Raw genomic sequence first — 14,108 nt, 5'->3', positions numbered from 1 at the left:
TGTGGGAGAAGGGAAGAAGCCACCTCTGGCAACACTGCCGCTCTTCGGCTAGCTTTCAGAGAATTCCGGGCGGAAAGCGGTGAACCTTTTTGAGCCGATCAGCGACAGAGCAGACAGGAGCCAGGCGGCTCGACCGGCCATGACGGCAGCCACGGAAACCGATCGCGCGCTTGTCGGCCGGGTCGCCAAAGGCGACCGTGCCGCCGTGCGGCTCCTGTTCATGCGCCACCACGCGCGGGTCTACCGCTTCGTGGTGCGCCAGACGGGATCGGAAATGATGGCCGACGATATCGCCAACGAGGTGTTTCTCGAACTCTGGCGCCAGGCGCCCGGCTTCGAGGGGCGCTCGGAAGTCTCGACGTGGCTGCTCGGCATCGCCCGCTTCAAGGCGCTGTCGTCGCTGCGCAAGAAAAAGGAAGACTGGATCGACGACGATGACGCGGCCCAGGTCGCCGACGGCGCCGACTCTCCGGAAGTCGTCACCATGAAGGAAGACAAGGGCGCGGCGTTGCGCCGCTTCATCGATGCCTTGCCGGAAGAACACCGAACGGTGATCGACCTTGCCTACTACCACGGACAGTCGGTGAGCGAGATCGGCGAGGTGCTCGGCATCCCGGTCGCCACCGTCAAGACCAGAATGTTCTACGCCCGCAAGAAACTTGGCGAGGCCCTCAAGGCCGCCGGTTACGACAGGGGGTGGCCATGAGCGCCGCTGAAAAGATGTCGCGCCGCGATGAAATGGAAACGCTGCTACCGTTCTACCTGAATGGCTCGCTGGAAGGTGCAGAGCTCGAAGCCGTCGAGGAATGGCTGGCGACCGACCCGGCAGCGCTTGCCGCACTCGGCGAGGCCGAAGCCGAATTCTCCAGCACCGCTGCATCCAATGAGGCGATCCGTCCGCCGGCCGATGCGCTCAGCCGCTTCGCCCGGGCGCTCGACGCCGAGGCCGGTCCAGCGCGCGCGCCGGCGGCGTCGTCCTGGCTGGCGCTAGCGTGGGGCCGCTTCACGGCGGTGTCCGCCGGCGTCGCCTGGGCTGCGGCCGCGGCTCTGCTGGCGCTTGTTGTGGTGCAGTCGTTTGACCAGCCCGGCGGCATGGACAGCGATTTCGAAATTGCCGGCCAGCAAGCCGATCTTGCGAAAATGCCGTTCGCGCTGGTCAAGTTCAAGCCGGATGCAAAGATGGCCGACATTGTCGCTTTTCTTGGCGAGCACCAGCTGAAGATTGCCAGCGGCCCGACCGCCGAGGGCGTCTTCCGCCTTGGCATCCCGGCGGCGACCGCCGCCGACTATGAAAAAGTGCTCGGCCTGATTGCCGCCCAGCCGTTTGCGGAGGCTGTGGTCGAGGGAAGGAAACCGGTTGATGGCGGCTAAGGCGGTCATCCGATTTGCGGCGCTGCTTGTGGTGGCGACGATGATCACTGCTGCGCCTGCCTTGGCGCAGACCAATGATCCGAACCTTACGCAGACGGAAATCGACTGCCTCAACCGGGCGACGGCGGCGGCCGATTGCATCGAGGACGACACAAAGGATACCAGCGGCGAAAGGCCCGGCGCAGGTTCCGCCGTCACAAATGCAGTGTTTCTTCCCGCGCTGATCGTCGACCTGTTCCCCAATCCGGTCGGCGACGGCCAGGCGCCGCTGCCGACGCCCGATCCGCGCCGCGATCCGGCCAGCGGTGCGTTGCCGCCGCCGGTCCCGCCCGCCGCTGCGACAGCGATACAACAAGCCGCGGCAGGCGGGCCGATCGTTTCGCCCAGCGATCTCGTCGCGGCCGAGCCGCCGCGCGCCGTCGTCGGTGATTTCGTGCCGGACGAGGTGCTGGTGACGGTGGAGGGCGACGCCGTCCAGCAGATCGCCGCCTCCTTTGGCCTCGAGGTGCGCTCGCAGCGCCAGTCTCAGTTGCTCGGCGCCACGCTGGTGCGCTTCGGCATTCCCGATGGCCGCCCGGTCGGCGTCGTGCTGGCGCAGCTTGCCGCCGACGGCCGCACTTTGCGGCGCGAGCCCAACCATATCTACTCGCTGCAGCAGGCAGCCACCATCGTCAATTATGCCTTCGAGCGCATCGCGCTCGATGCGAAAGAGGCGAGCGGCGAGAATGTGCGCATCGCCGTCATCGACACCGCCATCGACGATACCAATCCAGCACTCTCCGGCGTCATCGCCGATCAGTTCGACGCCATGCCCGATGTGCCGATCGAGGCGCGCGATCACGGCACCTCGATCGACGGCCTGATCGCCGGCGTCGGCGCGCTCAAAGGCATGGCGCCGGGCGCCAGGATCTACCACGCCCGCGCCTTCGAGGGCGGCAAGTCGACCATGGACGTCATCCTTGCGGCGCTTGACTGGGCGGCGGAGCAGGATGTCCGCATTATCAATATGAGCTTCGTCGGCCCGAAGAACGACCTGCTCGGCGTCGCCTGCCGCAATGCTCGCGCCCTGGGCATCGTGCTGGTCGCCGCCGCCGGCAACAACGGACCGAAGGCGCCCTACGGCTACCCGGCCGCCTTCGACGGCGTCATCGCGGTGACTGCCACCGATGCCAAGGACGGGCTGATGCAGCAGGCCAATCGCGGCGCCTACGTCTTCCTCTCCGCTCCCGGGGTCGAGATGGTGGCGCCGAGCGGCGCCGGTTCGGATGTGGTCACCGGCACCTCGTTTGCCGCTGCGATCGTCACCGGCGCGATCGCCAATCTGCTGCATGCCGCACCCGACCGTTCCGCCGACTGGGTCGAGAATGCGCTGGCCGCCACGGCAAGGGACCTCGGCCCCAAGGGCAGGGACAATGATTTCGGCTATGGGCTGTTGGACACCAAGGCGGCCGCGACGGCGAAGGAATAAACGCTTCTAGTTACGCATACCGTTTCCTCGTCAAAAGCCTTCTTGGGTCGAAATTTGCCCTTTCGACATGCGATACCTCTAGACCTACGGAACTGGCCTCATGAAAGCGAAGTATCAGGGGCACCGAATCTTAGATGCCAGCTCATCCTCTCTAGAAAACTGGGACCCTCCCGATCCGACTGATTTCTCGGTGATGATTGACTTCTATGCCTGTCCAGAAGGAGAGAATACAGCAGACGCATTTACGGCACATGTCTGCTCTCCGAGTTGGTTCTTTCAGTCTCGAAAAGAGAAGGTTGTTTCTGGAGAAAACACTATCTTCATGCACCGGTTTGACGGGGTAGAGCTTGTGAATTTTCTTAAGGAGCGCTGTATGGCTACGGAGGGTGACACTTGGGAAGCCATAGCGGCGCAGCTAACGAGACTCGGGCGCTGGGAATTCGATTACCGTCTTTAGCTATTCCAGACTGCCCCACTACCACCGGATCTCGGGTAGGGATCGAACTCGGTCACTAGGTCGGTGCGCCGGCGACCGATCCCCTGATCACCAGATCGACCGGCCAGACTTCGCCGCGGGCGCCCTCTTCCGATCCGGAAATCCGTGCCGCCAGCCGCTCGGCGACGCGCGCGCCGGCCAGGCGGATCGACGAACGCGTCGTCGACAACGGCACCGAAAAATTCTCCGGCTTCAGCCAGGGGAAAACGTCGTCGTGAGCGATCAGCGACAAGTCGCCCGGAATGGTCAGGCCGAGATCGCGCACCGCGCGCACGACGCCGAGCGCCATGATCAGGCTGGAGCAGGCGATCGCGGTCGGCGCATCGCTTTGCTCGAGCAACCGCCTGGCGGCGCGGTAGCCGTTCTCCTCGGTCATGGTGAGGGAACAGACATCGCCTTCGTCAAGCACCAGGCCGCTCGCCGCCAGCGCTCGGCGCACGCCACGCTCGCGGTGGATGGCGAAGGTCTCGCGGCCGTCGCCGTTGATCAGCGCCAGCCGCCGGTGACCGAGCTGGACGAGCAGCCGTGCCGCCTCGTGGAAGGCGCCCTCATTGTCGATGTCGGTGAAAGGGTAGTCGAGATCGAGCCCTTCGCTGCGGCCATGGACGATGAAGGGAATGCCGAGCGTGCTGACCAGCGCCACCCGCCGGTCGAGCGGCCGCGGCGAGGAGATGTAGACGGCGTCGACCTGCCGGTTGGCGACGATACGCCGATAGGTCGTCTCCTGGTCGTCGGCATCGGCCGGGGACAGCACCAGGTCGAGTTCGTGCGAACGGGCGTAGTCGCCGAGACCGGACAGGAATTCGACGAAATGCGGGTCGATGTCGACGGCCGCCCCGGTCGGCAAGACATAGCCGATCATTCCGGTCTTGCCGGTGGCCAGCCGGCGCGCGCTCGGGTTGGGGCGGTAGCCATGGCGCTTGGCGGCGTCGATCACCCGCCGGCGCGTTTCCTCGTTGACTTCCGGGTAGCCGTTCAGCGCGCGGCTTACCGTCGTCTGCGAAAGCGCCAGCATGTGGGAGAGCTGTTTGAGGTTCACCGGAGGCCTCCAAGCCTCAAAGCGCTTTAACTATGGGTTACCCAGTCCGCTACCGGCAGCACTGCCCAACGCAAAGACCATAAGCACCGTTTCCGACCAGTTTGAAGCAAAATTTGCTGCTGCTGCGCCAAAAAGCATGCTGCAGCGCACGTTATCGCTCTTTATGTCAGCGCATTAAATCGATTGACTCTCCAGCCTCTTGACACCTGATTAATTCAGTGGCGTGATTGAAAACACCAAAGCGCTTTGGAAGGCTCTTCGAAAGGTTGCGGTTCCTTTGCGAGTGAGTCACAGTCCTGCAGCGTCGGCGGACGGAATGGAGGTTCCGTCCGGTGTCTGTCACCACTGGGAGGGAATAGCTATGAAGAAAATGCTTCTGCTGAGCGCCGCCTTTGCCGCGCTCGCCCTGAGCGCACCGGCGCAAGCCGAACTGAAGTTCAAGCCGGGCGAAGATCCCCGCTTCAACTGGGCGAATTACGAAGAGCTCAAGAAGGTCGACCTCAAGGGCGAGACGCTGTCGATCTTCGGGCCATGGCGCGGCGAGGACGAGGGCCTCATCCGCACCGTTCTCGACTATTTCTCGGAAGCCACCGGCGCCGAGGTCAAATACTCCTCGTCGGAAAATTACGAACAGCAGATCGTCATCGACACGCAGGCCGGCAGCCCGCCCAACATCGCCGTGCTGCCGCAGCCGGGCCTGATCCAGGACCTGGCGTCCAAGGGCCTGCTGACGCCGCTCGGCGACGACACCGCCAACTGGATCAAGGACAATTACGGCGCCGGCCAGTCATGGGTCGATCTCGGCACCTTCAACGACAAGGACGGCAAGCCGGGCTTTTTCGCCTTCCCCTACAAGGCCGACGTGAAATCGCTGGTCTGGTACTCGCCGGACAATTTCGAGGAAGCCGACTACGAGGTGCCGAAGACGCAGGAAGAGCTCGCCGAGCTCGAAAAGCAGATCATCGCCGACGGCGGCACGCCATGGTGCATCGGGCTCGGTTCGGGCGGCGCCACCGGCTGGCCGGCGACCGACTGGGTCGAGGACATCATGCTGCGCACCCAGACGCCCGAGACCTACGACAAATGGGTGAAGAACGAGATTCCGTTCAACGACCCCGCGGTGGTCAACGCCATCGACATTTTCGGCAAGATCGCGACCGACGACAAGATGGTCGACGGCGGCGCCAAGGCGGTGGCGGCGACCGATTTTCGCGATAGCCCGAAAGGCCTGTTCTCGGTGCCGCCGAAATGCTATTTGCACCACCAGGCGTCGTTCATCCCGACCTTCTTCCCGGAAGGCACCGAGATCGGCCAGGACGCCGACTTCTTCTACTACCCACCTTACGCTGCCAAGCCCGACCTCGGCACGCCGGTGCTCGGCGCCGGCACGCTGGCCATGATCACCAAGGACAGCAAGAGTGCCCGCGCGTTCATCGAATTCCTGAAGATGCCGCTCGCCCATGAGATCTGGATGGCCCAGGGCGGTTTCGTGACGCCGTTCAAGTCGGTCAACAAGGACGCCTATGCCAGCGACGCGTTGAAGAAGCAGGGGGAAATCCTTGCCGAAGCCTCGACCTTCCGCTTCGACGGGTCCGATCTGATGCCGGGCAAGATCGGCGCCGGCGCCTTCTGGACCGGCATGATCGATCTCGTCGGCGGCAAGTCCGCCGAGGATGTCGCCACCGACATCCAGAAGAGCTGGGACGCGATCAAGTAGGCGGCCCAGCTGAACGTTCGGACTGCCGATCCTGAATGGATCCGGGCCTCAGTGGCCCGGATCCGACCGGCGGCCCGCGCCGCAGTAATCTATGTTTGTGAGCACATTCCGGCATGACGCGCGACCAGCACGAGTAGAACCCCGCCTTGCATCCGGTCGCATTCCAAACAACTGAATCGGCCCATGATCCCGCCGCCAAAGCCATTCTCGACTGGCGGATCATGCGCAGAGGGAGGGACCCGTGGCGGCTCAGATTTTCTCGGCCATAACAGTCATCATCATCGGCGTCGGCGGCTGCGTCGCCTATTTCTGGGGCGCCAACAAACTGGTGGACATCATCTTCCCGTCGCGCGGCGTCGCAGGTGCTGCGGCCATCGACAATCTGCGCCGGCAGGGGCTGATCCGGCCGTGGCTGTTCGTCGGCCCGGCCATGATCATCCTCACCATCTACCTGATCTACCCGGTGGTGGAGACGCTCAGACTGTCGTTCCTCGATCGCGGCGGCGCCAATTTCGTCGGCTTCACCAACTATGAATGGGCGTTCGGCGACCGCGAGTTCCGCAGCTCCATCCTCAACAACATCATCTGGCTGGCGGTCGTGCCTGCCGCCTGCACCTTCCTCGGGCTGATCATCGCCGTCCTCACCGACAAGATCTGGTGGGGCACCATCGCCAAGAGCCTCATCTTCCTGCCGCTGGCCATCTCCTTCGTCGGCGCAAGCGTCATCTGGAAATTCATCTACGAGTATCGCGGCGCGGGCCAGACGCAGATCGGCCTGCTCAACGCCATCATCCAGTATTTCGGTGGCCAGCCGCAGGTCTGGATATCGCTGCCGTTCTGGAACAATTTCTTCCTGATGATCATCCTGATCTGGATCCAGACCGGCTTTGCCATGGTCATCCTGTCCTCTGCCTTGCGGGGGATTCCCGAAGAGACGCTGGAGGCGGCCGTCATCGACGGCGCCAATCCGTTTCAGATCTTCTGGAAGATCATGGTGCCGCAGATCTGGGGCACGATTGCCGTCGTCTGGACCACCATCACCATCCTGGTGCTGAAGGTTTTCGACATCGTGCTGACCATGACCAACGGCCAATGGAACAGCCAGGTTCTGGCCAATCTGATGTTCGACTGGATGTTCCGCGGCGGCGGCGATTTCGGCCGCGGCGCCACCATCGCCATCATCATCATGATCGCGGTCATTCCGATCATGGTCTGGAACATCCGGCAGGCGAACAAAGAGACGGGAGGACATTGAGATGGCCGTGGCGACCGGAAAGTCCTTTGCCAGCCGTTTCGGCGTCCATATAGCTGTCTTCATCTTCGTCGCGATCTGGACCGTGCCGACGCTCGGCATTCTCGTCTCATCGCTGCGCGACAAGGATCAGATCATCGCCTCGGGCTGGTGGAACTCGTTCGCCAGTTCCACCCAGACGGAAGCGGGCCGGCTGCCACCCGCCTCGGCACAAGTCGAGAAGGACGGCAAGTTCGTCCTCGAGGGCAACATCTTCGGCGACGATCCGGCCCGCGACATCAGCGCCTTCGGCGTCAAGTCGTCGGCGCCGACGCAATATCCCGCCGGCACCACAGCCGATCTCGGCGACGGCGAGACCTTGCAGCTCAACGCCGACGGCAGTTTCGTCATGACCTCAACCAAGCCGTTCGAGGGCGAGCGCGGCCAGCGCGTCTACTACGCCTCGTCGGCGCCGCCGAAATTCACCACCGACAATTACGATACGGTGCTGTTTTCGGAAGGCATCGGCCGCTCCTTCATGAATTCGCTGACCGTCACCATTCCGGCGACGGTCATCCCGATCCTGATCGCGGCGTTCGCGGCCTATGCGCTGGCCTGGATGCGCTTTCCCGGCCGGGCGTTGCTCATCGCGGTGATCATCGGGCTCTTGGTCGTGCCGCTGCAGATGTCGCTGATCCCGCTGCTAAAACTCTACAACGGCGTCGGCAGCTTCTTCGGCGTGCCGTCGAAAACCTATCTCGGCATCTGGCTGGCGCATACCGGCTTCGGCCTGCCCTTCGCCATCTATCTGCTGAGAAGCTACATTGCCGGCCTACCGCGCGAAATCATGGAATCGGCGCGCATTGACGGCGCCAGCGATTTCGAGATCTTCGTCAAGATCGTGCTGCCGCTGTCGTTCCCGGTGCTTGCCTCCTTCGCCATCTTCCAGTTCCTGTGGGTGTGGAATGACCTGCTGGTTGCGATGGTTTTCCTCGGTACCGAGGGCGACCAGATCGTGCTGACCGCCAAGCTCAACGCGCTGCTCGGCTCGCGCGGCGGCGATTGGGAGATCCTGACGACATCGGCCTTCATCACCATTGTGGTGCCGCTGATCGTGTTCTTCTCGCTGCAGCGATATTTCGTCCGCGGGCTGCTCGCCGGCTCGGTGAAGGGAGGCTGAGATCATGCAATCCGCTGTGAAAGCGACGTTGAGCCCCGACCTCGCCGTCGATCGCGACTGGTGGCGAGGTGCCGTGATCTACCAGACCTATCCGCGCAGCTATCAGGACTCGGATGGTGACGGCATCGGCGACCTCAGGGGGATCATCGGCAGGCTGCCCTATATCGCGGCGCTCGGCGTCGACGCCATCTGGATCTCGCCGTTCTTCAAGTCGCCGATGAAGGATTTCGGCTACGACGTGTCAGACTATTGCGACGTCGATCCGATGTTCGGCACGCTGGCCGATTTCGACGCCCTGACCGCCGAGGCGCACAGGCTCGGGCTCAAGGTGATGATCGACGAGGTGCTGTCGCATACGGCCGACATCCATCCGTGGTTTAAGGAAAGCCGCTCGAGCCGCACCAACCCGAAGGCGGACTGGTATGTCTGGGCCGACGCCAAGCCCGACGGGACGCCACCCAACAACTGGCTGTCGATCTTCGGCGGTTCGGCCTGGCAGTGGGACACCAGCCGCCAGCAATATTACCTGCATAATTTCCTGGCCGAGCAGCCCGATCTCAACTTCCACAGCCGCGCGGTCCAGGACGCGCTGCTCGATGTCACCCGCTTCTGGCTGGAGCGCGGCGTCGACGGTTTCCGCCTCGACACCATCAATTTCTACTTCCACAGCCAGGGCCTCGAGGACAATCCGCCGCTGCCGCCCGAACAGCGCAACGACCAGACCGCTCCTTCCGTCAACCCCTACAACTACCAGGACCATCTCTACGACAAGAGCCGCCCCGAAAACCTCAGCTTCCTCGAACGCTTCCGCGCCCTGCTCGACGAATATCCGGCGACGGCGGCGGTCGGCGAAGTCGGCGATTCGCAGCGCGGACTGGAGGTGGTGGCGGCCTATACCGCCGGCAGCAAGCGCGTGCACATGTGCTATTCGTTCGACTTCCTGGCGCCCGAAAAGATCAGCGCGGCAAAGGTGCGTTCGGTGCTGGAAGCCTTTGGCGAGGTCGCCAGCGACGGCTGGTCGTGCTGGGCCTTCTCCAACCACGACGTGATGCGCACTGCCTCGCGCTGGGCGGCCGGCGAGGCCGACCAGACCGCTTATCTCAAGGTGATCTCGGCGCTGCTGATGTCGCTGCGCGGCTCGGTCTGCATCTATCAGGGCGAGGAACTCGGTCTTGGCGAAGCGGAACTGCAATTCGAGGATCTGCAGGACCCCTACGGCATCCGGTTCTGGCCGGAATTCAAGGGCCGCGACGGCTGCCGCACGCCGATGGTCTGGAATGGCGCCGACAGCAATGGCGGCTTCTCCACGGCAAAGCCCTGGCTGCCCGTGCCTGCCAAGCACCTTTCGCAGGCGGTCGATGTGCAGCAGGGCGACGACAGCTCGCTGCTCGAACACTACCGGCGCTTTCTCGCTTTCCGCCGTCTGCATCCGGCGCTGGCCAAGGGCGACATCGAGTTCATCGAAAGCCAGGGCGATACGGTCGCCTTCACGCGCCGCGAGGGCAATGAGCAGATCGTCTGCGCCTTCAATCTCGGCAGCCGACCGGCCGAGGTCGATCTCGGCGGTCGCTCGCTGCAGCCCTTGCCGGGGCACGGGTTTTCGGGACAGACTGACGCCGGCTTTATCCGCCTCGGCGGCTACGGCGCCTGGTTCGGGCGTATCGATTGAATTTGCAATTCACTGGAGGGAACCCATGGCCGATGTCACGCTAAGGCAAGTGAAGAAATCATACGGCAATCTCAACATTCTCCACGGCATCGACCTCGACATAAAGTCGGGCGAGTTCATCGTCTTCGTCGGCCCTTCGGGCTGCGGCAAGTCGACCTTGCTGCGGTCGATCGCCGGGCTTGAGGAAATCACCTCCGGCGAGCTCAAGATCGACGGCGAGGTGGTGAACGACGTGCCGCCGTCGAAGCGTGGCATCGCCATGGTGTTCCAGTCCTATGCGCTCTATCCGCACATGACCGTCTACGACAACATGGCGTTCTCGATGAAGATCGGCAAGGAGAGCAAGGCCGAGATCGACAAGCGGGTGCGCCAGGCGGCGGAAATCCTGCAGCTGACCAAATATCTCGACCGCCTGCCCAAGGCGATGTCGGGCGGCCAGCGCCAGCGCGTCGCCATCGGCCGCGCCATCGTGCGCAACCCCAAGGTCTTCCTGTTCGACGAGCCGCTGTCGAACCTCGACGCGGCCCTGCGCGTCGCCACCCGCATCGAGATCGCCAAGCTCAAGGAATCGATGCCTGCTACAACGATGATTTACGTCACCCACGACCAGGTCGAGGCGATGACGCTGGCCGACCGCATCGTGGTGCTCAAGGAGGGCCATATCGAGCAGGTCGGCACGCCGATGGAGCTCTACAAGAGACCCGGCAATCTGTTCGTCGCCCAGTTCATCGGCTCGCCGGCCATGAACATCCTGCCGGCGACGATCGACAAATCAGGCGACCCGACCATCGTCAGTCATGTCGGCGGGCGCAAGGCAACGGTGCCGATCGCCACGCCGGCGTCGGTGAAGGGCGATTCGGTGAGCTTCGGCGTTCGGCCGGAGGATCTGATGATCGCCACCGGTGCGGATTATCTTTTCGAGGGAACGGTGGATTATGTCGAGCAGCTCGGCGAGGTCCAGCTCGTCTATGTCGACATCGGCCGCGCCGACCTGCCGCTGGTGACCAAGCTGCCCGGCAATGTCGAGGTCAAGCGCGGCGCGGCGCTGCGGTTGAATGCCGATGCCGGCGACCTGCATATATTCGATGCCGACGGACATTCATTCACGCTCCACAAAGCGGAAGCAAAGGCAGCCTGAGAGCGGCAGCTGAACTGCTGGATGTTGGTGACCCAAAAACGAGAGCGGCGGGCAAAGCCCGCCGCTCTCGTGCGTTCCGGTCGCTGTTAGAGCGACGTGCGTCCAGGTGGACGCACAAAGGTACGCTCTAACACTTTAACCCTGCGCATCGTGCTTTCCGAAAATCGGAACCGATTTTCGGGCCGATGCGCTAGCGGCCGAACAGGTTCCGGTCGCTGCCCTGCGGGGCGGACTTCTGTACGTTGCCCGACGAGTTGAGCAGCTTGTAGACCGGCGAACCGGTATTGCGTACCGAAGACGTCTGCGTGTTGTCGACGTTGATGGTCGCCTGCTTGTTGATGTCGGTTCCGCCAAAGTTGTCGCTACCGGCAAAAGCGCTGCCGGCAGCAATCAAAAGCGCGGCGGCGGTAAGAACGATCTTCTTCATTTTCAAAACTCCTGGATTTTCTTGATTTCACCAGCGCGGCGGACAAACGCCGCCGCTGCTGTTGGAACGAACTGTTAGTTGTTGCCGAACAGGTTACGGTCGCTGCCGTTGACGGGTTTCTCGTCAGCCGGAACCGGATTTTGCGCCGAAGCCGAATTCCGAATCGAAGCCGTGTACGAGTTGCTGTCGACCGCAGCGGCCGGCTGGTTGGCACCGTTCGATCCAAAGTTGTCGCTGCCGGCAAAGGCGCTGCCGGTGATGGCCAGAACGGCGACGGCAGCAAGAGCGATCTTTTTCATTTTTAGGACTCCAGTATCTTAGTTTTCCGTCCGTCTAGCGGCGTTTCTTGGGAGGAATGCGCGTCGTTCGGACAGCCCCGATGTGGGAAGGCCATTCTGTGGATTCCAATCACGAAGTTGTTCCGTGTGGACCAAGAATCTACACCTTGAAATTGTACCAGAGACATCTCCCGCCATGGTTTTATGTGTTGTTTTCAACTATTTAGGCCAAATTAGCCATTCATGATTTGACGGATTGGCGGACCTGCGTTCACAGGGTGCTGCACGCATTGTCAACAGAAACGAACCGTTCGGTTCGATTTTAGAAGCGGCTAATAGTCACTTTTGTAAACTGTTAACCTTCCTGGCTCCGCCGCGGGTCGGATTCGATGTCACGGCAGCCGACAATGGCCGCCGACAAAGTGAGGTTTCAGCCCTGCAGATATAAACCTGTAGGTTTCGCCGGCCGTGTCGCGCCGCATGGATACGATGTCGCTTTCATGCCGGCAGTCAGCCGCCCGTCATGATTAGATCACGCCATCTCAGGTGCCGCTTGGTGACGACGAAGCGGAGAATTGGGAAGCCGGTCAGAACCCGGCGCTGCCCCCGCAACGGTGGTGGAGTTCAAGTCGCAACGGGAGACCACTGGGCCACAAGCCTGGGAAGGTGTCGCGATGAGTCCGCAAGGACACTCCAGAGCCCGGAAACCAGCCCGAGATTTCTAGACTCGACTGATCGCGGTGGGCGGTCAAGAGGTGGATGATGCATGTCCGGCCCTGTCGCCAGCGGCGTGCAAGCGGTCCTCCCTCCATCACCACCAGTTCAGTCCTTACACGAGGACAGGACATGGACGCGCGCAACGACATGCTGAGGCTCTTGCACGGCCGCAGGCAAGGCTATTCGCTCGAGCAGCCATTCTACACCGATCCAGATTTCTTCAAGCTCGACATGGAGCTGATCTGGTATCGCGACTGGCTGTTCATCGGCCACGATTGCGAGTTGCCGAAACCTGGCAGCTACATCACCGCCCAGATCGGCGACTACCCGCTCGTGCTGGTCCGCGACCAGCAAGGCAAGATCAATGCCTTCCATAATTCCTGCCGGCATCGCGGAAGCCGTGTCTGCAATGCCGACAAGGGCACTGCGGCGAAGCTGGTCTGCCCCTATCACCAGTGGACCTACGAGCTGGACGGCCGGCTCTTGTTTGCTCGCCAGATGGCAGACGGCTTCGACAAGAGCCAGTTCGGCCTGAAGCCGGTGGCTTGCGAAAGCGTTGGCGGCTACATCTTCATCTGCCTGGCCAACGAGCCGGCGGACTTCGCGCCGATGCGCGCCATGATCGAGCCTTACCTCCTGCCGCACCGGCTGCGCGAGGCAAAAATCGCCTTCGAATCGACCATCGTCGAGAAGGGCAACTGGAAGCTCGTCTGGGAGAACAATCGCGAGTGCTATCATTGCGCCGGCAACCATCCGGAACTGTGCAAGACATTCCCGGAAGCGCCGACCGTCACCGGCGTGCAGGGCGCCGACAGCGATCCGGAGATGCTCGCGCACTGGGCGAAATGCGAGGCGGCGGGCCTGCCGAGCAAGTTCCGCATCGATCCGGCCGGGCAGTATCGCGCCACCCGCGCGCCGCTGCTGCGCGACGCCGTCAGCTATACGATGACGGGAAGACGCGCGGTGAAGAAGAACCTTTCCGACGGCGTCTCCACCGACCGTATCGGCTCGCTGCTGCTCTATCACTATCCGACGACCTGGAACCATGTCCTCGGCGATCATGCCGTCACCTTCCGCGTGCTGCCGATCAGCGCCACGGAAACGGCCGTCACCACCAAATGGCTTGTCCATGAGGACGCGGTCGAAGGCTTCGACTACGACCTCGCCGAGCTTACCCATGTCTGGACCGAGACCAACGACCAGGACCGTCGCATCGTCGAGGAAAACGCCTTCGGCATCCTGTCGCCGGCCTATGAGCCCGGCCCCTATTCGGAACTGCATGAGGGCGGCGTCATCCAGTTCGTCGAATGGTACGCCTCCTTCATCGGGCCGCGCCTTGCCGAGGCCGGGCGGCCGACGCTGCGCAGCGTCGCCTGA

The 14,108-nt window shown here is 62.7% G+C and carries 13 protein-coding genes and 1 riboswitch; of the genes, 10 read left to right on the top strand and 3 right to left on the bottom strand.

Annotated features, from left to right (window positions below):
* Positions 1 to 139: 139 nt before the first annotated feature.
* From BQ8794_RS07520 to BQ8794_RS07505, 4 genes are all read left to right on the top strand, one after another.
* On the top strand, positions 140 to 706 hold the full coding sequence (locus BQ8794_RS07520; RefSeq protein WP_077375233.1) for a sigma-70 family RNA polymerase sigma factor: 567 nt from the start codon (positions 140 to 142) through the stop codon (positions 704 to 706).
* Positions 703 to 1,371, top strand: a complete 669-nt coding sequence (locus tag BQ8794_RS07515; RefSeq protein ID WP_077375236.1) for an anti-sigma factor — start codon at positions 703 to 705, stop codon at positions 1,369 to 1,371. Before BQ8794_RS07520 ends, BQ8794_RS07515 begins: the two co-directional genes overlap by 4 nt.
* Positions 1,361 to 2,839, top strand: coding sequence for a S8 family serine peptidase (locus BQ8794_RS07510; RefSeq protein ID WP_077374925.1), 1,479 nt, complete (start codon positions 1,361 to 1,363; stop codon positions 2,837 to 2,839). The genes BQ8794_RS07515 and BQ8794_RS07510 overlap by 11 nt, the downstream gene beginning before the upstream one ends.
* Positions 2,840 to 2,939: 100 nt before the next feature.
* Positions 2,940 to 3,296: an Imm8 family immunity protein gene (locus tag BQ8794_RS07505; RefSeq protein ID WP_077374922.1), complete on the top strand. Its 357-nt coding sequence runs from the start codon at positions 2,940 to 2,942 to the stop codon at positions 3,294 to 3,296.
* 55 nt (positions 3,297 to 3,351) lie between these two features.
* On the opposite strand, the gene BQ8794_RS07500 is transcribed toward BQ8794_RS07505, so the two are convergent.
* Positions 3,352 to 4,374 (bottom strand): substrate-binding domain-containing protein, encoded by a 1,023-nt coding sequence (locus BQ8794_RS07500; protein ID WP_077374919.1) that lies wholly within the window; start codon positions 4,372 to 4,374, stop codon positions 3,352 to 3,354.
* Positions 4,375 to 4,735: 361 nt separating this feature from the next.
* On the opposite strand from BQ8794_RS07500, the gene BQ8794_RS07495 reads away from it, so the two are divergent.
* The 5 genes from BQ8794_RS07495 (at position 4,736) to BQ8794_RS07475 (ending at position 11,309) form a co-directional block, all read left to right on the top strand.
* Positions 4,736 to 6,091, top strand: coding sequence for an ABC transporter substrate-binding protein (locus BQ8794_RS07495; RefSeq protein ID WP_077374916.1), 1,356 nt, complete (start codon positions 4,736 to 4,738; stop codon positions 6,089 to 6,091).
* Positions 6,092 to 6,332: 241 nt separating this feature from the next.
* Positions 6,333 to 7,346 (top strand): carbohydrate ABC transporter permease, encoded by a 1,014-nt coding sequence (locus BQ8794_RS07490; RefSeq protein ID WP_077374913.1) that lies wholly within the window; start codon positions 6,333 to 6,335, stop codon positions 7,344 to 7,346.
* Between the two features lies 1 nt (position 7,347).
* Positions 7,348 to 8,502: a carbohydrate ABC transporter permease gene (locus BQ8794_RS07485; protein ID WP_077374910.1), complete on the top strand. Its 1,155-nt coding sequence runs from the start codon at positions 7,348 to 7,350 to the stop codon at positions 8,500 to 8,502.
* 4 nt (positions 8,503 to 8,506) lie between these two features.
* Positions 8,507 to 10,171 carry a beta-galactosidase BglA gene (bglA, locus tag BQ8794_RS07480; protein ID WP_077374908.1) on the top strand — a complete coding sequence of 555 codons (1,665 nt, stop codon included), beginning with the start codon at positions 8,507 to 8,509 and terminating at the stop codon, positions 10,169 to 10,171.
* A gap of 25 nt (positions 10,172 to 10,196) precedes the next feature.
* Positions 10,197 to 11,309, top strand: a complete 1,113-nt coding sequence (locus tag BQ8794_RS07475) for an ABC transporter ATP-binding protein (protein WP_077374905.1) — start codon at positions 10,197 to 10,199, stop codon at positions 11,307 to 11,309.
* Positions 11,310 to 11,499: 190 nt separating this feature from the next.
* Here BQ8794_RS07475 and BQ8794_RS07470 read toward each other — a convergent pair whose 3' ends face one another.
* Positions 11,500 to 11,736, bottom strand: a complete 237-nt coding sequence (locus BQ8794_RS07470; protein ID WP_077374902.1) for a DUF680 domain-containing protein — start codon at positions 11,734 to 11,736, stop codon at positions 11,500 to 11,502.
* 74 nt (positions 11,737 to 11,810) lie between these two features.
* Positions 11,811 to 12,035 carry a DUF680 domain-containing protein gene (locus BQ8794_RS07465; protein WP_077374899.1) on the bottom strand — a complete coding sequence of 75 codons (225 nt, stop codon included), beginning with the start codon at positions 12,033 to 12,035 and terminating at the stop codon, positions 11,811 to 11,813.
* A gap of 506 nt (positions 12,036 to 12,541) precedes the next feature.
* Positions 12,542 to 12,744, top strand: a riboswitch (cobalamin riboswitch).
* A 116-nt stretch (positions 12,745 to 12,860) separates the two neighbouring features.
* Here BQ8794_RS07465 and BQ8794_RS07460 point away from each other — a divergent pair.
* Positions 12,861 to 14,108, top strand: coding sequence for an aromatic ring-hydroxylating oxygenase subunit alpha (locus BQ8794_RS07460; RefSeq protein WP_077374896.1), 1,248 nt, complete (start codon positions 12,861 to 12,863; stop codon positions 14,106 to 14,108).

It is taken from the genome of Mesorhizobium prunaredense, assembly GCF_900156895.1.
Classification (GTDB): Bacteria; Pseudomonadota; Alphaproteobacteria; order Rhizobiales; family Rhizobiaceae; genus Mesorhizobium; species Mesorhizobium prunaredense.
The sequence above is the reverse complement of the archived record's forward strand: the minus strand, read 5'-3'. Positions and strand labels throughout refer to the sequence as shown.